Below are 22,448 nucleotides of genomic sequence, written 5' to 3'. Positions count from 1 at the left end.
CTCTCCTCCAGAGGTGCGGGATCTGCACTGCTGCGCTGCGCAAGCGCTGAGCGCGCGCTCAGGCTCATGCTACTTATGAGTAACGTAGCTGCACAGTCCTGGAAGGGGGAGCGGCGAAGGTCACATCCCCAGAGGTCCTCTCCATGCCGTCAGAGGATCTTGGCGTGATCTCGACCTCGGTGCTTCACTTCAGGAGCCCCGCCGGCGCCCACGGGGAACGACCTCGGCCGGCCGCTGCTAGGCGGACAGAGCAGCGACCAGCACCGGCGTGACCTGCTCGACCTGCCAGGCCCGGGCCCCGTGACCGGCCAGCGCCTCCGCGATCGACTCGGCGTCGGCGACCTTCGGCGGCTCCCAGCAGACCCGCCGCACGGTGTCCGGAGTGATCAGGTTCTCCTGAGGCATGTTGAGCTGCTCGGCCAGCGCGGACACGGCGGCCCGGGCCGCGGCGAGCCGGGCCGCGGCGGCCGGGTCCTTGTCGGCCCACGCCCGCGGCGGCGGCGGTCCCGTGACGGGCTGCCCCGGCGCCGGCAACTGCGACTCGGTCAGGGCCTTCGCGCGATCCACCGCGGCCTGCCACTGTTCCAGCTGCCGCCGTCCCATCCGATGTCCGAACCCGTTCAGCGCGGCCAGGGCGTGCACATTGGCCGGCAGCGCGAGCGCGGCCTCCACGATGGCGGCGTCACTGAGCACCTTGCCCGGCGACACGTCCCGTTTCTGCGCGATCCGGTCCCGCGTCTGCCACAGCTCCCGGACCACACCGAGCTGGCGGCGCCTGCGCACCTTGTGCATGCCGGAGGTGCGCCGCCAGGGGTCCTTGCGCGGCTCGGCGGGCGGCGCGGTCGCGATCGCGTCGAACTCCTGCCGCGCCCACTCCAGCTTCCCCTGCCGGTCCAGCTCCTTCTCCAGCGCGTCGCGCAGGTCGACGAGCAGCTCGACGTCCAGCGCGGCGTACCGCAGCCAGGGCTCGGGCAGCGGCCGGGTCGACCAGTCGACGGCCGAGTGGCCCTTCTCCAGGACGAACCCGAGCACGCCCTCGACCATCGCGCCGAGGCCGACTCTGGGGAACCCGGCGAGCCGCCCGGCCAGCTCGGTGTCGAACAGCCGTGTCGGCACCATGCCTATCTCGCGCAGACAGGGCAGGTCCTGGGTGGCGGCGTGCAGCACCCACTCCACTCCGGACAGCGCCTCGCCGAGGCCGGACAGATCGGGACAGGCCACGGGGTCGATCAGCGCGGACCCCGCGCCCGCGCGGCGCAGCTGCACCAGATAGGCGCGTTGGCCGTAGCGGTAGCCGGACGCGCGTTCGGCGTCGACGGCGACGGGGCCCGAGCCCGCGGCGAAGGCGGAAATCACCTCGGCGAGCGCGGCCTCGTCGGCGATCACGGGCGGAATGCCCTCACGGGGTTCGAGCAAAGGGATCGGCGCCTCCGTAACAGAAGATCCGTCGTCTTCCGGAGGGGCGCCTCCGGTGGTTCGCAGTGAGCTGTCTGCTGCGGTTTCTTGGGCGTCGGTCACATGTCAAGGGTATCTGTGTATGGACGGCGCCCGCCGATGGAACGTTCCGTCGGCGGGCGCCTGGGGGTCGTAAACCAGTCAGTCAAGTGAGGGATCCGGCTCACGAGGGGTGTGGGACGAGGGCGGGACCAGCGGCCGATCCCGTTCACGTCAGTGAATGATCAAGTGGGGAAGCGGTCGGGCGGGGTCAGTGGATGATGCCGGTCCGCAGGGCCACGGCGACCATACCGGCGCGGTCACCGGTGCCGAGCTTGCGGGCGATGCGGGCGAGGTGGCTCTTGACGGTCAGGGCGGACAAGCCCATCGATACGCCGATCGCCTTGTTCGACTGGCCCTCCGCCACCAGCCGCAGCACCTCGACCTCGCGACCGGACAGCTCGCGGTAGCCGCCCGGGTGGCTCGGGGCACCCGGGTGGCGACGGTGCATACGGGCGGCGGCGGCGCCGATGGGAGCGGCACCGGGCCGGGTGGGGAGCCCGACGTTGGTGCGGGTGCCGGTGACGACATAGCCCTTCACTCCGCCGGCGAGGGCGTTGCGCACGGCGCCGATGTCGTCGGCCGCGGACAGGGCGAGGCCGTTGGGCCACCCCGCCGCGCGGGTCTCGGACAGGAGGGTGAGGCCGGAGCCGTCGGGCAGGTGGACGTCGGCGACGCAGATGTCGCGGGGGTTGCCGATGCGGGGACGAGCCTCCGCGATGGACGAGGCCTCGATGACGTCGCGCACACCGAGCGCCCACAGATGACGGGTGACGGTGGAGCGGACGCGGGGATCGGCCACGACCACCATGGCGGTCGGCTTGTTCGGGCGGTAGGCGACCAGGCTTGCGGGCTGCTCGAGGAGAACGGACACCAGGCCTCCTGGGTGCGGGGACGACTTCAAGGTCACAGTCGTCTTCGGCACCAAACCTCTGGCCCTTTAGGGAAAGATCACGATTTAGTGAGTAACAATCAGGGCAATTCAGACACCTGGTCGATCGCTCGGCGAGTGATTCGCTTCGATCAGGTCTCGTTCCTGACCGAAAGTGGCCGTATCGACAAAGTGACGGTCAAGCAGGTGGCCGTCCGGGGGCAGTGGTGATCAACGGGACTGCGGGTCGCGGCGCTGCGGCAGCGTCACCACCGACGCGTCCCCCGGGCCCGCCGGCGGCAGCCCGGCGATCTGGGCCAGCAGATCGCACCAGGACGCCAGATGGGCCGCGGTGTCCGGGACGCCGCCCAGCCCCTCACGCGGGGTCCAGGAGGCCCGGATCTCGATCTGCGAGGCCGCCGGACGCTCGGACAGACCGCCGAAGTAGTGGGAACTGGCACGCGTGACGGTGCCGCTGGGTTCGCCGTACGACAGCCCGCGCGCCTGGAACGCGCCGGTCAGCCAGGACCAGCACACCTCCGGCAGCAGCGGATCCGCGGCCATCTCCGGCTCCAGCTCCGCGCGCACCAGCGTCACCATCCGGAACGCGCCCCGCCAGGCGTCGTGGCCCGCCGGGTCGTGCAGCAGCACCAGACGGCCGTCGGCCAGATCCTGGCCGCCGTCGACGACCGCCGCCTCCAGCGCGTACGCGTACGGGGCCAGGCGCTGGGGCGCCTTGGTCTGCTCGACCTCGATCTGCGGCCGCAGCCGGGCGGCGCGCAGCGCCTCGACAGCGGCCCGGAACGCCGCCGGAGCCGTACTCTGCGCATGCCGGTCCCCCTCCCCGGCCTCCTTCGCGTCGTCCATTCCGCCAGTACCGTCAGACAGTCTTCCCTGAGCCGCAGCCATGCCGGGAAGATTAAGGGGAACGGGCGCTTCGCGCAGGGAGGGACACCCGGACAACACGGCGACCCCGGCACGGGGCCCGTCGGGACCGTGCGAGACTTGCCCCCGTGAGTGCCAACCAGACGCCGCCGTCAGCCACGTACGAATCCGCCTTCCTCAAGGCGTGCAGGCGCGAGCCCGTGCCGCACACGCCGGTGTGGTTCATGCGGCAGGCCGGGCGCTCACTGCCGGAGTACCGCAAGGTGCGCCAGGGCATCGCCATGCTCGACTCCTGCATGCGGCCCGAGCTGGTCACCGAGATCACGCTCCAGCCGGTGCGCAGGCACGACGTGGACGCGGCGATCTACTTCAGCGACATCGTCGTCCCGCTCAAGGCCATCGGCATCGACCTCGACATCAAGCCCGGCGTCGGCCCGGTCGTCGAGCAGCCGATCCGCACCCGCGCCGACCTGGCCCAGTTGCGCGACCTGACCCCCGAGGACGTCTCGTACGTCACCGAGGCGATCGGCCTGCTCACCGCCGAGCTCGGGGCCACCCCGCTCATCGGATTCGCCGGCGCGCCTTTCACCCTCGCGAGCTACCTCGTCGAGGGCGGTCCGTCGCGCACGTACGAGAACGCCAAGGCGATGATGTACGGCGACCCGGAGCTCTGGGCCGACCTGCTCGACCGGCTGGCCGACATCACCGCGGCCTTCCTGAAGGTGCAGATCGAGGCCGGCGCCTCCGCGGTCCAGCTCTTCGACTCCTGGGCGGGCGCCCTGGCCCCCGCCGACTACCGGCGCTCGGTGATGCCGGCCTCCGCGAAGGTCTTCGACGCGGTCGCCGGGTACGGCGTCCCGCGCATCCACTTCGGCGTCGGCACCGGCGAGTTGCTGGGGCTCATGGGTGAGGCCGGCGCGGACGTCGTCGGCGTCGACTGGCGCGTCCCGCTCGACGAGGCGGCCCGCCGGGTCGGCCCCGGCAAGGCGCTCCAGGGCAACCTCGACCCGACCGTCCTGTTCGCCACCCCCGAAGCGGTGGAGACCAAGACCCGCGAGGTGCTCGACGCCGCGGCCGGTCTCGAAGGCCATGTCTTCAACCTCGGCCACGGCGTGATGCCGTCCACCGACCCGGACGCCCTGACCCGGCTCGTCGAGTACGTCCACACGCAGACGGCTCGGTAGGCAGCGCTCACCACGTCTGGCGGGGCCGCGCCCGCCTGCCGAACAGCAGGCCCCGCGGCTCCGGTGGCGGTGGCGTCCCCGGCTTGAGCGGCCAGGCCAGCAGCATGCCGGCGAGGAAGCCGACGATGTGCGCCGCGTACGCCACGGTGCCCGCCTCCGAGACGCCCTCGCCGGACGAGTACACCGCCTGGAGCACGAACCAGAATCCGAGCACCATCCAGGCGGGCAGCCTGAGCGGCAGGAAGATCAGGAACGGCACCAGCACCCACACCCTGGCCTTCGGATACAGCACGAGATAGGCGCCCAGTACGCCGGCGATGGCCCCGGAGGCGCCGATCAGCGGATCGGCGGAGTCGTCGTTGAGGTACGCGAAGCCGTAGGACGCCGCGTAGCCGCAGACGACGTAGAAGAGGAAGTACCGCACATGTCCCATGCGGTCCTCGATGTTGTTGCCGAAGATCAGCAGGAAGAGCATGTTGCCCAGCAGGTGCAGCCAGCCGCCGTGCAGGAACATCGCCGTGAAGACGGACAGCGCCGGGGACTTGTCGTAGCCGGGCGGGCCGATCACACAGCCGGGGCCGTTCGGGCCGACGGCCACCTCGCCGGTGGGGACCACGCCCGGGAGCTGGTCGTGGATCAACTCCCTCGGCACCGCCGCGTAGTGGTCCAGGAACGCGTGCAGATGGCACAGCTGGGCGAGGTTGCTCTCGCCGGCCACGGAGCCGGCTATGCCGGGCGTGAACAGGAAGACGAGCACGTTCGCCGCGATCAGCGCGTATGTCACCCAGGGGGTGCGGCGCACCGGGTTCACGTCATGGACGGGGATGACCACGAAAGGTTTCTGCCCCGGATCCGTGCGGCGAATCGGTGAACGTGGCCGTGGCCGCGTGCGTATGTCTCGGCAACCGCCCGCGGCACGGGGAAGGCGGGTCGCGGGGTCTACGTGAGGAACAGGCGATGAACGACCGAGTTACTCCTCCGATTCACGCGTTGCCCGACGGCGAGGCCGAGATCGCCGTGGTGGTGCGGCTGCCGTGGGAGGACGTGGCCCGGCTGGGCCAGGAGGCCGGACGGCTCGCTTCGCAGATGCAGCGGCCGGTGACGCTGGACGAGGCGGTGAGCCACAGGCTGCGCTCCCCGCGGTCCGCCGCGCATGCGAAGCCGGCGGGGGAGCAGCCCGCCGCCGCGATGCCGCCGAGTGTGAGTGCGTCCGTTTCCTCGCTGCCGTCGCGGCCGCCTGCCGAGCAGGCTCGGCAGGCCATCGAGAGGATCAACGGGTCCGCCTAGTCACCGGCCCCTCAAGTGGCCTGGTGCACCGCCTTGGACGCCTTGCGGGCCGCCACCAGGACCGGGTCCCACACCGGTGAGAACGGGGGCGCGTATCCCAGGTCCAGGGACGTCATCTGTTCCACCGTCATACCGGCCGTCAGCGCCACCGCCGCGATGTCCACCCGCTTTCCCGCGCCCTCCCGACCGACGATCTGTACGCCCAGCAGCCGTCCTGTGCGGCGTTCGGCGAGCATCTTGACCGTCATGAGGGAGGTGTTCGGGTAGTAGCCCGCGCGGCTCGTGGACTCGATCGTGACCGTGACGTACCGCAGACCGGCCCTGTGCGCGTCCTTCTCGCGCAGGCCCGTGCGGGCGATCTCCAGGTCGCAGACCTTGCTGACGGCGGTGCCGACCACGCCGGGGAACGTGGCGTAGCCGCCGGCGACGTTGGAGCCGATGACCTGTCCGTGCTTGTTGGCGTGGGTGCCGAGCGGGACATGACGCTCGCGGCCGGAGACCACGTCCAGGACCTCGACGCAGTCGCCGCCGGCCCAGATGTTCTCGTGGCCGCGTACGCGCATGGCGAGATCGGTCAGCAGGCCGCCGTGGTCGCCGAGCGGGAGGCCGGCCGCTCGCGCCAGCGCGGTCTCCGGGCGGACTCCGATGCCCAGGATCACCACGTCCGCCGGGTACTCGGCGTCCTGCGTGGCCACCGCGCGGACCCGGCCGTCCTCGCCCGTGAGGATCTTGGTGACCTCGGCATCGTTCACCATGGTGATGCCCAGACCCTCCATCGCCTCGTGCACCAGGCGGCCCATGTCGGGGTCCAGCGTCGACATCGGCTCGCTGCCGCGGTTGACGACCGTCACCTCATAGCCCCGGTTGATCAGCGCCTCGGCCATCTCCACGCCGATGTAGCCGGCGCCGACGACCACCGCGCGGTGGCCGCGCGTGCGGGTCAGCGTGTCGATCAGGGCCTGGCCGTCGTCGAGGGTCTGCACGCCGTGCACGCCCGGGGCGTCGGCTCCCGGCATGTCGGGGCGGATCGGGCGGGCGCCGGTCGCGATCACGAGCTTGTCGTACGACGTCCAGGACTCGGCCCCGGAATCGACGTCACGCGCGCGTACCCGGCCCCCGGCCACGTCGATCTCGGTGACCTCCGTGCGCATGCGCAGATCGATGTCCCGCGCCCGGTGCTCCTCGGCCGTACGGGCGATCAGCCGGTCGCGCTCGGGCACCTGGCCGCCCACCCAGTACGGGATGCCGCAGGCCGAGTAGGAGGTGAAGTGGCCGCGCTCGAACGCCACGATCTCCAGCTGATCGGCGCCCCTGAGCCGCCGTGCCTGCGACGCCGCGGACATTCCCGCGGCGTCGCCACCGATCACGACCAGCCGCTCCCGCTCACCCGACACACCGCTCTGCGCGCTCATGTTCATGTGAACACGCTACGGGGGCCGGGCATTTCAGTCCCGCTCGCCGCCCTGCTCGCCCTCCGCGCGCGCGGGCCGCGGCACGGGGTGGGCCGCCGGCAGCGGACCCGCCGGGGCGGTCGCGGTCGCCGGGCGGCCGGGCAGCCGGGGGCGCAGGACCTTCAGCCACAGCAGCACGATCAGCGCGGCCACGACGGCGAACGGCAGCACGGCGCCGAACGCCACGGCGATCCAGCGGAGCATCGTGACGAACGCGTTCCAGCCACCCGCGAGCGCGTCCACGAAGCCGGGGTCGTCGTCCTTCACGGCCCGCTTCACCGGCGTCTCCGACAGGGAGAGGGTGATGGTGGCGAGGCTGGTGCGGTCCTTCAGGGACGCCTGCTGGGCCAGCAGCGCCTCCAGGTTCGCCTGGCGGCTGCTCAACTCGCCCTCCAGCGTCACCACATCGCTCAGCTGGGTCGCCCGGTCCATCAGCTCGCGTATCCGGGCCACGCTGGCGCGCTGCGACGTGATGCGGCTCTCCACGTCCACGACCTGGTCGGTGACGTCCTGCGCCTTGGCGTCCCGCTCGATCAGCTTGCCCGCGCCCTCCAGTTCGGTGAGGACCTCGGCGTACCGGTCGACGGGCACCCGCAGCACGACACGGGTGCGCTCGTGGCCGTCGCCGTCGCGGGTCGTGGTCTCGTTGCCGACGTAGCCGCCCGCGTCCTCGGTGGCGGTGCGGGCCTCGTCGAGGGCCTTCGGTACGTCCTTGACCTGCACGGTCAGGGAGGCCGTGCGGATGATGTGGGTCGCGGGGACCTTGACCGGCGTGGCGGCCTTGTGGTCGGCGGCACCGCCGGGGGCGCCCTCTCCCGAGCTCGCCTGGGGGTTGGCGAGTGCCGCCTCGTCGCGGGCGGCGCTGCCGCTGTCGCCCCCCGAGTCGCCCGCGCCGCTGCACCCGGTCAGCGCGAGGGCGGTGGCCAGCAGGAGGCCGGCCAGGGCCTGGGCAGGCCGTACGGATCGTGCCGGTCGTTCGGACCGTGCTGATCGTCCTGTGCGCATGTGGGCGTACCCCCGAGGGTCGTCGTGACGGCTGATGTCACTTCGACGCCCCGGCCCCGCGGAACGTTGGCGGGAAACGGTCCCGATGCGGTCACGGTCGGGACTCGTGCCGGACACCGGCCGCGAGGGCGTTGTCAGAGGGGTCTGAGAGGCTGGGGACATGCGCGAAGTGGAGACTCGTAAGGGCACGGGCGGCCATGTCGTCGTCATCGGCGGCGGGATCGCCGGGCTGGCGGCCGCCCACCGGTTGCTGGCCGTCGGCAGGGACGTGACCGTCCTGGAGGCCTCCGACCGGGTCGGCGGCAAGCTGCTGCCCGGCGAGATCGCGGGCGTGCGCGTGGACCTCGGCGCCGAGTCGATGCTGGCCCGCCGCCCCGAGGCGGTCGCCCTCGCCCGCGAGGTCGGCCTCGGCGAGCGCCTCCAGCCGCCCGCCACCGCGAGCGCGTCGATCTGGACCCGCGGCGCCCTGCGCCCCATGCCCAAGGGCCATGTCATGGGCGTCCCCGGCACCGCCGCCGCCCTGTCCGGTGTGCTGTCGGACGAGGGCCTGGCCCGCATCGAGCGGGACGCCGACCTGCCCCGGACCGAGGTCGGGGACGACGTGGCGGTCGGTGCGTACGTGGCGGCACGCCTCGGCCGCGAGGTCGTCGACCGCCTGGTCGAGCCCCTGCTCGGCGGTGTCTACGCGGGCGACGCGTACCGCATCTCGATGCGCTCGGCCGTCCCGCAGCTCTACCAGGCCGCGAAGACCCACGACTCGCTCACCGAAGCGGTCCGCGAGATCCAGGCCAAGGCGGTGGCCAACCGGCAGACCGGGCCGGTGTTCATGGGCATCGAGGGCGGGGTGGGCCGACTCCCGCTCGCCGTCGCGCAGTCGGTGCGCGCGCGGGGCGGCGAGATCGTGACCGGGGCGCCGGTGACGGAGCTGCGCCGCGAGGCGTCCGGCGGCTGGCGCGTCGCCGCCGGTGACCGGGTGCTGCGCGCCGACGCGGTCGTCGTCGCCGTACCGGCCCCGGCCGCCGCTGCCCTGCTGCGCGCCGAGGCCCCCGGGGCCGCCGCCGAGCTGGACGGCGTCGAGTACGCCTCCATGGCGCTGATCACCCTCGCCTACCGCCGGGCCGGCACCGACCTCCCAGAAGGCAGCGGCTTCCTGGTGCCGCCGGTCGACGGGCGCACCATCAAGGCGTCGACGTTCGCCTCCCACAAGTGGGGCTGGATCGCCGACGAGGACCCGGACACGCTCGTCCTGCGCACCTCCGTCGGGCGGTACGGCGAGACGGAGATCCTGGGCCGCGACGACGACCACCTCATCGAGGTCTCCCGCCGGGACCTGAAGGCGGCGACCGGCCTGGACGCCACCCCGCTGGAGACCCGCGTCACCCGCTGGACCGACGGCCTGCCCCAGTACCCGGTCGGCCACCACGCGCGCGTGGCCCGCGTGCGCGAACAGGTCGCCGAGGTGCTGGGTCTCGCGGTGTGCGGGGCGCAGTACGACGGCGTGGGCATCCCGGCGTGCATCGCGAGCGCGTACGCCGCCGTCGACCAGCTCGAAGGCGATCCGCGCGGTGTGCAGGAGCTCACCGCCAACCCGGTGCAGAGTCTGCACGGCGGAGCGGGAGAATAAGGGCATGAGTGACGACGCCTCCACCACCGAGTCCGGCAGGATCCCGAACAAGGGCAAGCTGGCCAAGGACCTCAACGAGGTCATCCGCTACACCCTCTGGTCCGTCTTCAAGCTGAAGGACGTCCTCCCCGAGGACCGCACGGGCTACGCCGACGAGGTCCAGGAGCTGTTCGACCAGCTCGCCGCCAAGGACGTGACGATCCGCGGCACCTACGACGTCTCCGGCCTGCGCGCCGACGCCGACGTCATGATCTGGTGGCACGCGGAGACCGCCGACCAGCTCCAGGAGGCGTACAACCTCTTCCGCCGCACCCGGCTCGGTCGCGCGCTCGAACCGGTCTGGTCGAACATGGCGCTGCACCGCCCCGCCGAGTTCAACCGCTCGCACATCCCGGCGTTCCTCGCCGACGAGACGCCGCGCAACTACGTCAGCGTCTACCCCTTCGTGCGCTCCTACGACTGGTACCTGCTGCCCGACGAGGACCGCCGCCGCATGCTCGCCGACCACGGCAAGATGGCCCGCGGCTACCCGGACGTCCGCGCCAACACGGTCGCCTCGTTCTCGCTGGGCGACTACGAGTGGATCCTCGCCTTCGAGGCCGACGAGCTCTACCGCATCGTCGACCTCATGCGTCACCTGCGCGCCTCCGAGGCCCGGATGCACGTCCGCGAGGAGGTGCCGTTCTACACCGGCCGCCGCAAGACGGTGCCCGAGCTGATCGCCGGCCTCGCCTAGACCCCGGCACGACGAGGCCCCGCTCCCTGCCGTGGGGAGCGGGGCCTCGCGGTGCCGCGCGGCGTTGGGCGCGGCCGGCTACGGACGGGCCGCCGGCTCGTGGCGGTCCCGTTGGTGGGGCGTCGGCTTCTTCACCTTGCGCTCGGTCGCACGCTCCGGCTTGGGCTCGGGGTGGCCCTCGCAGGCCGACCGGCGCTCCGGCAGCCGGCCCTCCAGCAGATACGCGTCGACATGGCCGTTGACGCAGGCGTTCGGGCCGTAGGCGATGCCGTGCGTGCCGGCGTCCCGCTCGGTCACCAGCACCGAGCCCGCGAGGCGCCGGTGCATCTCCAGCGCTCCCTCGTAGGGCGTCGCGGCATCCCGCTCGGCCGCCAGGATCAGCGTCGGCGGCAGCTCACCCGGGCCGGTGCGTACGTCGACGGGCTTCTGCCGGGGCGCCTGCCAGTAGGCGCAGGGCAGGTTCATCCACGCGTTGTCCCAGGTCTCGAACGGCGCCACGCGCGCGAGCCGGGTGTTGTCCCGGTCCCAGACCGCCCAGTCCGTCGGCCAGGGCGCGTCGTTGCACTCCACGGCCGTGTAGACCGCGTTGGTGTTCTCCTCCTCGGCCGCCGCCTCCGTCACCGGCGCGGCCAGCTCGACCAGCGGCTTGGAGTCGCCCTTCAGATACGCCGCCAGCGCCCGTGCCCGCGACGGCCAGTGGTCGTCGTAGTAACCGGCCTGGAGAAACGCCTCCTGCAACTGCCCCGGCCCGATCTTCCCGCCCGCCGGCTTCGTGGCCAGCCGTGCCCGCGCCTTCTCGTAGTTGCGCAGCACCTCGTCGGCGGTGATGCCGAGCCCGTACACGTCGTCGTGCTCGGCGACCCACTCCCGGAAGTCCGTCCAGCGGCCCTCGAACGCGGCGGACTGGGCGAGGTTGTTGTGATACCAGATCTGCTTCGGGTCCGGGTTCACCGCCGAGTCGAACACCATCCGCCGCACGTGCTGCGGGAAGAGGTGCGCGTAGAGCGCGCCGAAGTAGGTGCCGTACGACGCGCCCATGAACGTCAGCTTCGACTGGCCCAGCGCGGCCCGCAGGACGTCCAGGTCACGGGCGTTGTTCAGGGAGTTGTAGTGCCGCAGCGCGCTCCCGGCGCGCTCGGCGCAGCCGCGCGCGTATGCCTTCGCGTGGGCGATGCGTTCCTTCTTGTACGCCTCCGAGGGATACGTCGGCGCCATCGAGGGCCCCTTGAAGTACTGCTTGGGGTCCTGGCAGGACAGCGGGGCGGACGGCCCCACTCCGCGCGGGGCGTAGCCGACGAGGTCGTACGCCGCCGCCAGCCGCTTCCACGCCGGGATGACGCCGATCAGCGGGAAGTGCAGCCCCGAGGCGCCCGGTCCGCCCGGGTTGTAGACCAGGGCGCCCTGGCCCGGCACCCGGCGCTTGCTGTTGTGCGGGTCCTTGTGGGTGGCCCGGGCCCGGCTGACCAGGAGCCGGATCTGCTTTCCGTCGGGACGGGCGTAGTCGAGCGGCACGGACACCGTGCCGCACCGGACGTGCGCCGGCAGTCCCTGGTTCTTGGGGCAGCGGCCGAAGTCGATCCCGGCCGCCTTGGCACGCGCGACGGCCACCGTCGTGCCGTGCCGCTCGTCCGCACCCGGGGCGGCACCGGCGGTGCCGGCCGGGGCCAGGGAGAGGGTGGACAGGAGCATGGCCCCCGCGGCCGTGTAGAGGGCGGCAGCTCTCATCGCGTATCCCTTCGATGCACGCCAGCAACAAAAGGGATATTTCGTTCGTCTGTTGATGAAGGCAAGCACCACCCGGCCGGTGTCGCCGCAATGCCCCCTATGCGTCACCGCGGTGCGGCTCGCGGTGTGCGAAGGCCGCGCGCAGGTCCGGCTCGCCGATCGCGCGGACACCTCGTACGGCGACACATGTGAGATACGTACGGTCGTCCTCGCCCCCTGCGCGCCGGACCAGGCCGCTCAACAGCCGCTGCCCGGCGGGGGAGGCCCACCGGGTGTACGGGTGGATCTCGATGCGGGCTATGGCGAGGCAGCTCAGTGTGAGCACGAGGGGGAGCGCGAACCAGAGCGCGATCAGATGCGCCGGCATCTCCGAAGGGGCCGGCGACAGCAGGGCGATCGCGCCGAGCACCACCACGACGACCGCCGCGAGCCGCACTTGACGGATCGCGGCACCCGTTCCGCTCCGCTCCCCTTCGGGCACGGCGAGGCCCGCGCTGACCAGACGGTCGGCGAGGCTGCCCACGGCGTCGGCGGCGGCCGTGGCGTCCCGCACGGGCGCGATCCGGGACTGGCCCTCCGGCCCGATGGCCCCTATCACCGAGCGCTCCATCTCGTCCCGGCCGCGCGGGTCGACGACCGTCGCCCAGCCGGTGTGCGCGAGCAGCAGCCGCCGCTGCCGGGCCATCGAGACCAGGGTCAGATCGGCGACCCGCCGGGGGCCGCCGGACAGGAACGCGGCCTCGTACAGCGTCAGATCGTGGTCCCGGGCCGCGGTCGCCTCTTTCACGTCCATGGCCGCGGTGTGTACGGCGGCGAGACACAGCCGCGTGCACGCCGTGCCGGCGACGGCCCAGGCCAGCAGCAGGAGAAGGACCCAGAACATGCCGCGTTTCTATGCCAAAGGCTCCGTGCAACGCCATGCCTTGTTCACAATCCGGACCGACAGTTGCCGGGATGTGACGTTCCGGATCGGGGTCCGGGGCGTCAGGAGCCCTCCGTGTCCTCCGGGCGCGGGCGCGGGCTCGTGGCGGCCGGCGGCAGGGTGTACGTCGGCGGCGGCGGCGGGGTCACGGGGACGGCCGGAGCGGGGTCGGTGGTCGGACCCGGCGGGGCGGGCGGCGGGGTGAGCGGTGGCGTGCTGTCGGCGACCATGTCCCGGGCCAGTGCGTCGTAGTCGACGTAACCGGTGGCCTCCAGGACCGTGATGTGGTCCAGCACGGTGGTGTTGGCGTCGTCGGCGAGTTTGCGGACGAGGGAGTTGCGGGTGCCGGCCCGGACCTGCGCGACGACGGAGAACACCTTGCCGTGCGCCAGCCGCAGGATGTTGGCGAACTGGCGGTCGTACTCGACGCTCTGGGCCCCGTCCAGGGTCCTCAGCCACGCCTGCTGCTGCTCGGTGGGCTCGTTGGGCAGCGTGAGGCTGAGCTTGGCGGCGACGTCGCGCACCCGCTCGTCCAGGAACATGTGCCCCTCGATGAGGTGCTCACCGGCGGTCCGTACGGCCGGCGTGGTCCCCTTCTGCCGGGCCTGCTGACCGGCGGGCAGTTCCCACAGGCCCGCCAGCCGGACCTTGGTGACGAAGTCACGGTCGAGGGCGGACAGCGGCCCGTATCCGGTGGAGACGGTCTCGGCGTCGAGCGCGGCCAGACCCGTCCCGGACCGGTCGGCGTACGACCAGATCGGGAAGATCATCGCCAGCAGCGTCGCCGTCAGGCCGGTGATGATGAGTCCGGTGCCGCTGAAGATGCCTCGGCCGTTGATCGGGGGTCGCGATCGCATGGTGCCTCCTGTTGCGGCACCGCACGTTAGTGCGCTTCGGGGATGGGGTTGGCATATTACTTCGGCTTCTACGCCAACCGCCGTACAGGAGCGAATGGTTGCAACCGGGGTGGTTACGGGCGAATAGGGAGCGACAGCGAGTGGCTTACCGGCCCAAACGCGGGGGAAACGGGCGCGCAGGCCGCGTCGAGGGCCGGGGTGTTAGCCCCGGCACACTCGTGGCGGGCGTCCCCGTCCACCCCGGGGGTCGCAGTCGACGTAGCCGGCGTGGCTCACCGGCGCAGCAGGACCCGGCGCGTGGCGTGCGCCAGCCGGATCCCCGGCCGCCGGGACCGCGGCTTCGGCCCCGACCGCTCCAGCCACCACTCCCGCAACTCCGCCCGCGTCCGCACGTCCTGGCAGCGGTCCTCGGCCAGCAGATACCCGGCGAAGTCCAGCGCGTCGCGCCGGTAGCCGCCGGTCATCGGGTGCCCGTGGGCGTAGCCGAGGAAGGCCCGCCGGTACCCGTCCCCGAGGATCACCGGCAGTTCGGGCGCGACCTTCGCGACGACGTCCGCCCGCTTCCCGGCGAGCGCCCGCGCCTGCACCCCGAGCCGCACCCGGTCGAACCCCTCCGGCACGGGTGTCCCGGCGACCAGCGCGGAGAGCAGGGCGGCCTGCGCGAGGCCGAGACGCTGGCGGGCGGGGCCGACGGGCTCGGCCGGGGGAGCGGGGGCGGCCTGCGAGGCGCGGTCGGCTTCGACATCACGCGCGGCGGCGTCTTGAGGGGAGGCTTGCCGCGTCGGGGACGTCGGCCGGGCGGCCCCGCGCTCGGCGCCCCCCTTCTCCAACGCCGTCCGGATCGATCCCAACTCCCGCTCCAGCTCACCCGGTTCGGGGAAGTTCTCGTCCCGCTCCAGCAGGACGCCGGGCGGGGACACCCGGGAGGCGAGGTCCGTCAGGATGTCGAGGACCGGCTGGGGGACGGGGTGGGCGTGGCTGTCGTGCCAGACCCCGTCGCGTTCGAAGCCGCCCGCGACATGGACGTACGCGATGGCCTCCAGCGGCAGCTCGGCGAGCGCCTTGGCGGGGTCCTCGCCCCGGTTGACGTGGTTGGTGTGCAGGTTGGCCACATCGATGAGCAGCCGTACGCCCGTCCGGTCGGCGAGTTCGTACAGGAACTGCCCCTCGGTCATCTCCTCGCCCGGCCACGAGATGAGCGCGGCGATGTTCTCCACGGCGAGCGGCACGGGGAGCGCGTCCTGGGCGACACGGACGTTCTCGCACAGCACGTCGAGGGAGTCCCGGGTACGCGGAACCGGCAGGAGGTGCCCCGCCTCCAGCAGCGGGGACGCCGTCAGCGGGCCGCCCGCGCGGACGAACGCGATGTGCTCGGTGACGAGCGGCGCACCCAGTGCCGCCACCCGCTCGGCGAGCGCGGCCAGCCGCCCGGCGTCGGGGCGCTCCGCACCGCCCAGGCCCAGCGAGACGCCGTGCGGGATCACCGTGACGCCGCGCTCGCGCAGCCGTACCAGGGATTCCGGCAGGTGTCCGGGGCAGACGTTCTCGGCGACGGCCTCGACCCAGTCGATGCCCGGCATGCGCTCCACGGCGTCCGCGATCTCCGGACGCCACCCGATCCCCGTGCCCAGTCGCTCCATCGTCCCCGTCCCCTCCTCGGCCTCTTCCGTACCCGCTTGTCCCGTCTCCTCGGACGTGCCGGACGTGACGGGGGTATGGCCCCACGGGCACGGCCCGAACCTCTCCCGGGCCACCTTCAGAGCAACATTTGAGGTTGAGCCCTGCGGCCCGGGACCCGCACTCCCGCCACACAGGGTCGTACGGGCGGGACGCCTGCGATGTTCAAACGCCGGGCGTCCGCCGCGGTGTCGGGTGGTCGGCGGCGGGGCTGTGGGAGCCCCGTGCGGTCTCGGTGAACCCGGTGTCCTGCACGCACGGGGGCCCGCGTTCCGCCACCGGTCCGTGCAGCGCGTCCCCGGCCGTCAGCCGTGTGTCGTCCGCCGCAGCGCCGGATGGTCCGCCACGACCGTGCTCGAGCCCGGCGCGATCTCCGTGAACCCCGCGTCCCGGACCAACGGCAGGCCGGCGCTGGTCAGGTCATCCCACCGCCCCGGCTCCGCCGTCCGTACCGACAGCGGGAAGCCCGCCTCGCGCCAGGCGGTCCGTTCCTGGGACGACAGCTCCCACCAGGCGAGCTGCGCCGCGTGACCGGTCTGGGCCATCGCCTTGCCCGCCGACATGTCGAGGTCGGGGTTGAGCCAGAGGACCGGCGCCGACGGGTCGGCGGCCACGGGCGGTTCCGGGTCGTCGAGGTCGGTGCCGGACACCTGAAGCTTGGCCAGTTCCTTGGGCCAGCCGTCCAGCGGCACCGGCGGGAAGACCCGTACCTCGGCCGACTTCCCGGTGACGGTGATCCCGGGCAGCTCCCCGGCCCGCCGCCACTCGGCCCCGCGGGCCCGCCGCACGACCTTGCGGATCCGGGCGTCCTGCCAGTCGCGCATGGCCTCCGCCCACTCGCCGTCACCGACGGACCGCTCGTCGCTGAGGATCGTCAGCACGGCTCGGGCGGACGTCTCCAGGGCGTCGGTGCGGGCCGGGGGAGCGCTCCGCTCGATCCGGACGACCAGGGGCAGCACGAACTGCGGTGCCTCGTCGCGCGCGCTGCGTTCCGACCGGAAGGGACTGTCACCGGCAGACGTCGAATCATGGCTCACGTCGGTCAACCTTAAGGGGCGCGGGGAACCGCCTGATCTGCCCCCACCTGGCCGCGGTCGCGGTACGAGAGTATGACCCTCATGCAACGCGATCTTCGTCTGGACAACGTGGGCCGCCGCTACGGCCTACGCGGCCCATGGGTCTTACGCGGCGTCCACCTCACCGTGCCCCCCGGCACCCTCATCCGCATAGAAGGCCCCAACGGCACCGGCAAGTCCACCCTGCTGCGTCTGCTCGCCCGCATAGACGCCCCCTCGGAGGGCCGGGTCACCGGCCGCCCCCGCACCGCGTACGTTCCCGAACGCTTCCCCACCGCCCTCCCCTTCACCGCCCTCGGCTACCTGACCCACCTCGGCACCGTGCACGGCCTGTCCCGGCCCGCCGCAGGGAGGGCCGCCCTGGAGTGGCTCGACCGCTTCGGCGCCGCCTCCTACGCCCGCACCCCCATGGCCCAGCTGTCCAAGGGCAGCAGTCAGAAGGTCGCTGTCGTGCAGGCCCTGCTCGCCGAACCGGAGCTGCTCGTCCTGGACGAGGCGTGGACCGGCCTCGACACCGACGCCCGAGCGGAACTGGAGCGGGCCGTCGCCGAACGCACCGCCGACGGCACCGCCGTGGTCTTCGTGGACCACGACCCGCGCCGCCTGGCGGGGGCGCCCGACGCGACGTACACCGTGCGCGACGGCGCACTCGACCTCCGTACCGACCGACCGACGGCGGCGCCCACCGGCCCGTGCGTGATCGTCGTCGCCCAGGGGGCGCGGGGCGGAGCACTGCCCGCCGACGCGGCCCGAACGGTCGTCGCGGCCGAGGAACCCGCACCGGGCACCCACCGACTCACCGTGCCCGCCTCCCACTCCGACATCCTGCTGCGCGCCCTGCTGACCGCCCGGCCGCCCTGGCACGTGGTGAGCGTGAGCGAGCAGACCGACCCCGACCACGAGAGCCGCCGATGACCGCCCTGCTCCGCTACCAGGCCGCCCTGCTCGCCCGCTCGCAGCGCTGGCTGCCGCCGTTCATCCTGTACGCCGCGTTCCTCGCCGTCGGGGTGCAGGGCGGCCAGCCGATCCTGGACTCGCTCGGCTACGCCGCCGCGGCCCTGCTGCCCGTCGCCGCCTGGCTGGTGCGGATCTGTGTCACCAACGAACCGCCCGCAGCCCGCAGTTGTGTCGCCGCGGCGGCCGGACCGGGGCGCGCGCACCTCGCCGCGCTGCTGGTGGCGCTGGCCGGCTCGGCGGCCCTGGGCACGGTCGCGACCGTCCTGGTGACGCTGATCAGTGATCCGGCGAGCGCCGACCACCAGGCGCGGGTCCCCCGGTTGCCGGCGGGCTCGGCGGGGCTGCTCGCCGCACTGGCCTGCGCCCTGCTGGGCACGGCCGTCGGCGCCCTCACGACCTGGCCGGTGCTGCGCTCGACCGGCCGGGCGATCCCGGCGATGCTGCTCGCGGCTCTGCTGGCGGTCGTCCTGACCGGCTCACCGGCGCAGGCGGCGGTCAGCGGTCTGGTCACCGGCTCCCGCTCGGGCACGGTCCCCCTGCCGGTGCTCCCATTGGCGGCAGCGGCCCTGCTCACGGCGGTCGCGACCGCCGTGGCCTGTGTGCTCACGTCCCGCCGGTCACCCTGAGCAGGCGGTGCGCTCGGCCTCCCGCCACTCGCAGACCGGGCAGAGCGTGATCCCCTTGTACGACTCCGGGTACTCCGTCGCGTCCCGGCACAGCACGCACTCCGCATACGGTGGCCCGTCCGCCTTGGGCGGCTTCACCACGTCGACGATCGTGCAGTAGTCCTCGCTCATACCCTCCAGCGTAGGACGCTCACCGCCGTACGCCCCCGGCCGCGATCAGCTCCGACACCTTCACGAACCGGAAGCCCTCCGCGCGCAGCTTCGGCACCACGCTGCGGACCACCCGCTCGGTCGTCGGAGCGGCGCTGCGCGTGCAGTGCAGCACGACCACGGACCCGGGCCGCACCTCGTCCAGCACCCCCTGGGTGACCGCGCGGGCGTCCGTGGCGAACGCGTCCCCGCTCACCACGTCCCACTGCACGGCCGTGACACCGACCGCGGTCAGCGCCTCCAGCGCCCGCCGGTCGTAGCACCCGCCCGGGAAGCGGAAGTACGGCATCGCATCACGCACCCCGACCTTCCGGAACACCGCGTACGCCCGCTCCACGTCCGCCCGCATCCGCTCCTCGCCGATGGTCGGCAGCCCGTAGCAGTCGTCGGTGAAGGCGTAGTGGCTGTAGGAGTGGTTGGCGACCTCGAAGAGCCGGTCCCGCCCGATGGACCGGGCCTGCCGTGGATACTCCTCCGCCCATCGCCCGGTCATGAACACGGTGGCGGGCACCTTCAGCTCCCGCAGCGCCGCGATCAGCCCCGGGTTGTCGAACCGTTCGCCCCGCGCCGCCCGCGGCCCCTGATCGGCCGTCATATCGGCGTCGAAGGTCAGCGCGACGGTCTTCGCCCCGGTCCGCCGGCCGTACTCGAAGACAGGGGTCCTGCCCGCCGGGCCGGGCGCGAGCGTCGGCGGACGGGCCGAGGGCGATACGGCGGCGGTGGCGCTGGGGGCCGGGAGCGGGGCGCGGGTCGCCTCCCCGGTCGTCGTACACGCGGCGAGCGCGCTCAGCGCCGCACCCAGGGCGCAGACCGCCGTGACGCGGCGTACAAGAGTGATCACCGCATGAAGATATGAGGATCAGATCGGCATTTCGGTAGGCCGATGGGTGTGCCGGGTGCAGGTCACCCGCCCGGCGGGGCGCCCGCCGCGTCCGCCCGGGCGGGCCCCGTTCAGCCCTTCCGGGTGCAGGAACCCGACGGCTTGGCGGCCGGCGGCCGGCACTGGAGATCGAACTCGGTGGGGTCCTTGCTCAGGTAGCGGCCCATGCAGGTGTTCACCGTCGTCCGGCCGCGCTTGGCACAGAACTTCAGGGCGGCGCGGCCGTCGGCGAAGGGGCCGGGGGCGTAGAAGACCCAGTAGCCGCCGCGCAGGGACGCGTAGTCGTCGCTGCGCAGGACCTTGGCGCCCGGGATGGACCGGCGGATCGTGGAGAGCCTGCTGTCCCGGTTGGCGGTGCCCGCGGTGACGGGCTCGGAGTGCAGCTGGGCGATCCACCGGCCGGCCGGCGCGGGGGCCTCCGGAGTCGGCCGCGGCTTCGCCGGGGTGGGCTTCGAGGTGGTGGCCGCCGTGTGCGGCGTGGCGCGGGCCTTGGCGTCGCCGTTGTCGTCGCCGGGGCGCAGGGCGAGGAACAGCGCCGACGCCGTGGCGAGCACCAGGGCCGCCGTCGCGGCCAGTACGAGGGGCGTGCGGCGGCGGGATCCGCCCGCCCGCGGGGCCGTGGGGTGCGGGGTCTGGACCCGGGTGGGCGTGGGTGTCGGGTGCGGGGACACGGTGGTCACCGTCGGCTGGACGGCCCAGTGCGGTGCTGTCCCCGACTCCACCTGTGCCAGCATCGCGTCCAGCCGGGCCGCGTCCGGACGGGCCGCCGGATCCCGGACCAGCAGGGCTTCGAGCACCGGGGTGAGCGGACCCGAGCGGGTCGGCGCGGGGAGCGGGTCGTCGAGTACGGCGGCCAGGGTGGCGAGCGTGGTCGGGCGGCGCAGTGGGCTGACGCCCTCCACGCAGACGTACAGGACCACGCCCAGCGACCAGAGGTCGGCGGCCGGACCGTCGCCGTGGCCCCGGATCCGCTCCGGAGCCATGAACTCGGGCGACCCGACGAACTCACCCGTCGCCGTGAGGCCGGTCGTGCCCTGGAGAGCGGCGATGCCGAAGTCGGTGAGGACGGCGTCGCCGTCGGGGCGCAGCAGGATGTTGGCGGGCTTGACGTCCCGGTGCTGGATGCCCGCCGCGTGCGCGGCCCGCAGCGCCGCCAGCAGCTGACGGCCGAGCCGGGCCGCCGCGGCCGGGGTGAACGGGCCGTCGTCCAGCCGCCGTTGCAGCGAGACGCCCGGCACCAGCTCCATCACGATCCAGGGATGCGGTTCGGCGGCCACGATCTGATGGATCGTCACCACGTGCGGATGGCTGAGCCTGGCCAGCGCCCGCGCCTCCCGCATCACCCGCTCGCGCACCATGCCGACCGTGTCCGCGTCGGACCGCACCGCCTTGAGCGCGACCTCGCGGTCGAGCACCGTGTCGCGGGCGCGCCACACGGTGCCCATTCCTCCGCTGCCGAGCCGGTCCACCAGCTCGAAACGGCCGTCGACGAGATCCCCCGGTGCGTTCATGCCGCAAAGGTTAGAGGACGCTCGGAGAGCAGGGACCGCCGGTCGGGGGCGGTGCGGAGGCCGCTATCGGTGCCAGGGGCCCGTCACTGCGAACGTGGTGCCCGGTGTGTAGCAGTTGACGTACATCGTCCCGCCGTCGGGCGAGAAGGTGACCCCGGCGAACTCGCCCCACTCCGGCTCCTGCTCGGTGCCGAGGTTCTGGGCGTTGCGGGCCATCGCGTACACCTCGCCGTGCCGGGTCACGCCGAAGACGTGCTGGGCGCCGTTGCCGTCCTCGCAGACCATGAGGCCGCCGCCGGGGGCGAGGCAGATGTTGTCGGGGGACTCGCCGGGCAGCTGTACGTCCGTGCCGGGGCCGAAGACGATCACCAGGGTGAGCCGGCGCGCCGCGGGGTCGTAGCGCCAGATCTGGCCGTAGTGGTCGGCCGCCGAGCCCTCCGCGCTGCGGGCGAAGGACGAGACGAAGTACACGCTGTGGCCGCCCCAGTAGCAGCCCTCCAGCTTCTGAGCGTGTGTGATGCCCTTCGGGCCGAAGTCCTGGAGGCGGACGGGGGTTCGGACGGCGAGCGGGTCCGGTACGTCCGCCCACTCGATCTTCTCGAAGGTGGTGCCCGGCTCCTGGATCGTCGAGAGGTCCGGTACGCCCGGCACACGCATCGCCTGGAGGCGGCCGCCCGCGCGCAGGGTGCCCAGGCCGCCGTGCGGCTGATGCGGCAGGAAGCGGTAGAAGAGGCCGAAGGGCTTGAGGAAGGCGTCCTCGGTTTCGTAGACGACACCGCTGCGTGGGTCCACCGCGATCGCCTCGTGCTGGAAGCGGCCCATCGCGGTCAGCGGAACCGCCCCGGAGCGGTACGGGTCCGCCGGGTCGACCTCGAAGATGAAGCCGTGGTCCTTGGTGTACCCGTTGGTGCCCGCCCGGTCCTCGGTCTCCTCGCAGGTCAGCCAGGTGCCCCAAGGGGTGGGCCCGCCCGCGCAGTTGACCGCCGTACCGGCGATGGCGACGCGTTCGGACAGGACGTGGTCGTGCCGGTCGAGGGTCAGGGCCGTACAGCCGCCCTTGCCGGCCGGGTCGTACGTCAGGCCCGTGACCGTCGGGACGGGGACCTTGGCGTCGGCGCGGTTCTCGTGGTTGCGGACCAGGTGGACCCGGCCGTGCCGGCCCGGCAGGGCCGTCATGCCGTCGTGGTTGGACGGGACCGGGCCCTCACCGGAGCGCAGCCGGTCGCCCTCGCGGGAGAGGACCCGGTAGCGGAAACCTTCCGGCAAATCGAGCAGACCGTCGGGGTCCGGCACGAGCGGGCCGTATCCCGTGTGACCCAGGTTCTGTGCGGCGGCGGTGCCCGCGAAGAGTTCGGTGAGATTTCCGGCGAAGGCGATCGAGACACCCAACGCCCCGGTGCGGGCGAGAAACTGACGGCGTTTCGTGGAGCCGGACGCGGAAGCGCCGACGGGCGCGTTTTCGGACATGGG

Annotated in this window: 21 protein-coding genes; 6 read left to right on the top strand and 15 right to left on the bottom strand. The window is 72.9% G+C overall.

Annotated elements, in window-relative coordinates:
• Positions 1-237: 237 nt before the first annotated feature.
• The 3 genes from ACIQWG_RS32705 to ACIQWG_RS32695 form a co-directional block, all read right to left on the bottom strand.
• Entirely contained in the window at positions 238-1,518 is a 1,281-nt protein-coding gene (locus tag ACIQWG_RS32705) for an HRDC domain-containing protein (protein WP_404102247.1), read from the bottom strand.
• 187 nt (positions 1,519-1,705) lie between these two features.
• A complete protein-coding gene (locus ACIQWG_RS32700; protein ID WP_003997051.1) occupies positions 1,706-2,368 on the bottom strand; it encodes a response regulator transcription factor in 663 nt (220 codons plus the stop codon).
• A 228-nt stretch (positions 2,369-2,596) separates the two neighbouring features.
• Positions 2,597-3,232 carry a DUF3000 domain-containing protein gene (locus tag ACIQWG_RS32695; RefSeq protein WP_404102245.1) on the bottom strand — a complete coding sequence of 212 codons (636 nt, stop codon included), beginning with the start codon at positions 3,230-3,232 and terminating at the stop codon, positions 2,597-2,599.
• A 146-nt stretch (positions 3,233-3,378) separates the two neighbouring features.
• Between ACIQWG_RS32695 and hemE the strand changes: the two genes are divergently transcribed.
• Positions 3,379-4,434, top strand: coding sequence for a uroporphyrinogen decarboxylase (gene hemE, locus ACIQWG_RS32690; protein WP_404102244.1), 1,056 nt, complete (start codon positions 3,379-3,381; stop codon positions 4,432-4,434).
• Between the two features lie 7 nt (positions 4,435-4,441).
• On the opposite strand, the gene ACIQWG_RS32685 is transcribed toward hemE, so the two are convergent.
• Positions 4,442-5,266, bottom strand: a complete 825-nt coding sequence (locus ACIQWG_RS32685; protein ID WP_404102242.1) for a rhomboid family intramembrane serine protease — start codon at positions 5,264-5,266, stop codon at positions 4,442-4,444.
• 125 nt (positions 5,267-5,391) lie between these two features.
• Between ACIQWG_RS32685 and ACIQWG_RS32680 the strand changes: the two genes are divergently transcribed.
• A complete protein-coding gene (locus ACIQWG_RS32680) occupies positions 5,392-5,721 on the top strand; it encodes a hypothetical protein (RefSeq protein WP_404102240.1) in 330 nt (109 codons plus the stop codon).
• Between the two features lie 11 nt (positions 5,722-5,732).
• Here ACIQWG_RS32680 and ACIQWG_RS32675 read toward each other — a convergent pair whose 3' ends face one another.
• Positions 5,733-7,139 carry an FAD-dependent oxidoreductase gene (locus ACIQWG_RS32675; RefSeq protein WP_404102238.1) on the bottom strand — a complete coding sequence of 469 codons (1,407 nt, stop codon included), beginning with the start codon at positions 7,137-7,139 and terminating at the stop codon, positions 5,733-5,735.
• Positions 7,140-7,166: 27 nt separating this feature from the next.
• The gene (locus ACIQWG_RS32670; RefSeq protein ID WP_404102236.1) at positions 7,167-8,177 is read right to left on the bottom strand and encodes a DUF4349 domain-containing protein; all 1,011 of its coding nucleotides are present in this window, start codon (positions 8,175-8,177) and stop codon (positions 7,167-7,169) included.
• A 160-nt stretch (positions 8,178-8,337) separates the two neighbouring features.
• Here ACIQWG_RS32670 and hemG point away from each other — a divergent pair, with 160 nt between their 5' ends.
• Together hemG and hemQ are read left to right on the top strand one after the other, a co-directional pair.
• Entirely contained in the window at positions 8,338-9,801 is a 1,464-nt protein-coding gene (gene hemG / locus ACIQWG_RS32665; protein WP_404102234.1) for a protoporphyrinogen oxidase, read from the top strand.
• A 4-nt stretch (positions 9,802-9,805) separates the two neighbouring features.
• Positions 9,806-10,537 (top strand): hydrogen peroxide-dependent heme synthase, encoded by a 732-nt coding sequence (gene hemQ, locus ACIQWG_RS32660; RefSeq protein WP_404102232.1) that lies wholly within the window; start codon positions 9,806-9,808, stop codon positions 10,535-10,537.
• Between the two features lie 78 nt (positions 10,538-10,615).
• On the opposite strand, the gene ACIQWG_RS32655 is transcribed toward hemQ, so the two are convergent.
• The 5 genes from ACIQWG_RS32655 to ACIQWG_RS32635 all read right to left on the bottom strand — a co-directional run bounded on the left by ACIQWG_RS32655 (position 10,616) and on the right by ACIQWG_RS32635 (position 16,755).
• Positions 10,616-12,262 (bottom strand): alpha/beta hydrolase, encoded by a 1,647-nt coding sequence (locus ACIQWG_RS32655; RefSeq protein ID WP_404102230.1) that lies wholly within the window; start codon positions 12,260-12,262, stop codon positions 10,616-10,618.
• Positions 12,263-12,359: 97 nt separating this feature from the next.
• Positions 12,360-13,145, bottom strand: coding sequence for a TIGR04222 domain-containing membrane protein (locus ACIQWG_RS32650; protein ID WP_404102228.1), 786 nt, complete (start codon positions 13,143-13,145; stop codon positions 12,360-12,362).
• 101 nt (positions 13,146-13,246) lie between these two features.
• Positions 13,247-14,041: a DUF4142 domain-containing protein gene (locus ACIQWG_RS32645; protein ID WP_404102227.1), complete on the bottom strand. Its 795-nt coding sequence runs from the start codon at positions 14,039-14,041 to the stop codon at positions 13,247-13,249.
• 272 nt (positions 14,042-14,313) lie between these two features.
• Positions 14,314-15,681, bottom strand: coding sequence for a DUF692 domain-containing protein (locus ACIQWG_RS32640; RefSeq protein ID WP_404102225.1), 1,368 nt, complete (start codon positions 15,679-15,681; stop codon positions 14,314-14,316).
• A 342-nt stretch (positions 15,682-16,023) separates the two neighbouring features.
• Positions 16,024-16,755, bottom strand: coding sequence for an aminoacyl-tRNA hydrolase (locus tag ACIQWG_RS32635; RefSeq protein WP_404102223.1), 732 nt, complete (start codon positions 16,753-16,755; stop codon positions 16,024-16,026).
• Between the two features lie 81 nt (positions 16,756-16,836).
• Here ACIQWG_RS32635 and ACIQWG_RS32630 point away from each other — a divergent pair, with 81 nt between their 5' ends.
• On the top strand, positions 16,837-17,709 hold the full coding sequence (locus ACIQWG_RS32630) for an ATP-binding cassette domain-containing protein (protein WP_404102221.1): 873 nt from the start codon (positions 16,837-16,839) through the stop codon (positions 17,707-17,709).
• Entirely contained in the window at positions 17,706-18,377 is a 672-nt protein-coding gene (locus tag ACIQWG_RS32625; RefSeq protein ID WP_404102219.1) for an ABC transporter, read from the top strand. Before ACIQWG_RS32630 ends, ACIQWG_RS32625 begins: the two co-directional genes overlap by 4 nt.
• On the opposite strand, the gene ACIQWG_RS32620 is transcribed toward ACIQWG_RS32625, so the two are convergent.
• From ACIQWG_RS32620 to ACIQWG_RS32605, 4 genes are all read right to left on the bottom strand, one after another.
• Positions 18,369-18,548, bottom strand: a complete 180-nt coding sequence (locus ACIQWG_RS32620; protein ID WP_404102217.1) for a hypothetical protein — start codon at positions 18,546-18,548, stop codon at positions 18,369-18,371. The genes ACIQWG_RS32625 and ACIQWG_RS32620 overlap by 9 nt on opposite strands.
• A gap of 19 nt (positions 18,549-18,567) precedes the next feature.
• Positions 18,568-19,428, bottom strand: a complete 861-nt coding sequence (locus tag ACIQWG_RS32615; protein WP_404102215.1) for a polysaccharide deacetylase family protein — start codon at positions 19,426-19,428, stop codon at positions 18,568-18,570.
• A 110-nt stretch (positions 19,429-19,538) separates the two neighbouring features.
• Positions 19,539-20,978 carry a protein kinase gene (locus tag ACIQWG_RS32610; protein WP_404102213.1) on the bottom strand — a complete coding sequence of 480 codons (1,440 nt, stop codon included), beginning with the start codon at positions 20,976-20,978 and terminating at the stop codon, positions 19,539-19,541.
• Positions 20,979-21,041: 63 nt separating this feature from the next.
• Positions 21,042-22,445, bottom strand: a complete 1,404-nt coding sequence (locus tag ACIQWG_RS32605) for a PhoX family protein (protein WP_404102212.1) — start codon at positions 22,443-22,445, stop codon at positions 21,042-21,044.
• Between the last annotated feature and the right edge of the window lie 3 nt (positions 22,446-22,448).

Source organism: Streptomyces sp. NPDC098781, assembly GCF_044759995.1.
Classification (GTDB): Bacteria; Actinomycetota; Actinomycetes; order Streptomycetales; family Streptomycetaceae; genus Streptomyces.
Note: the sequence above shows the minus strand (reverse complement) of the source record. Positions and strands in the feature narration are given on the sequence as shown.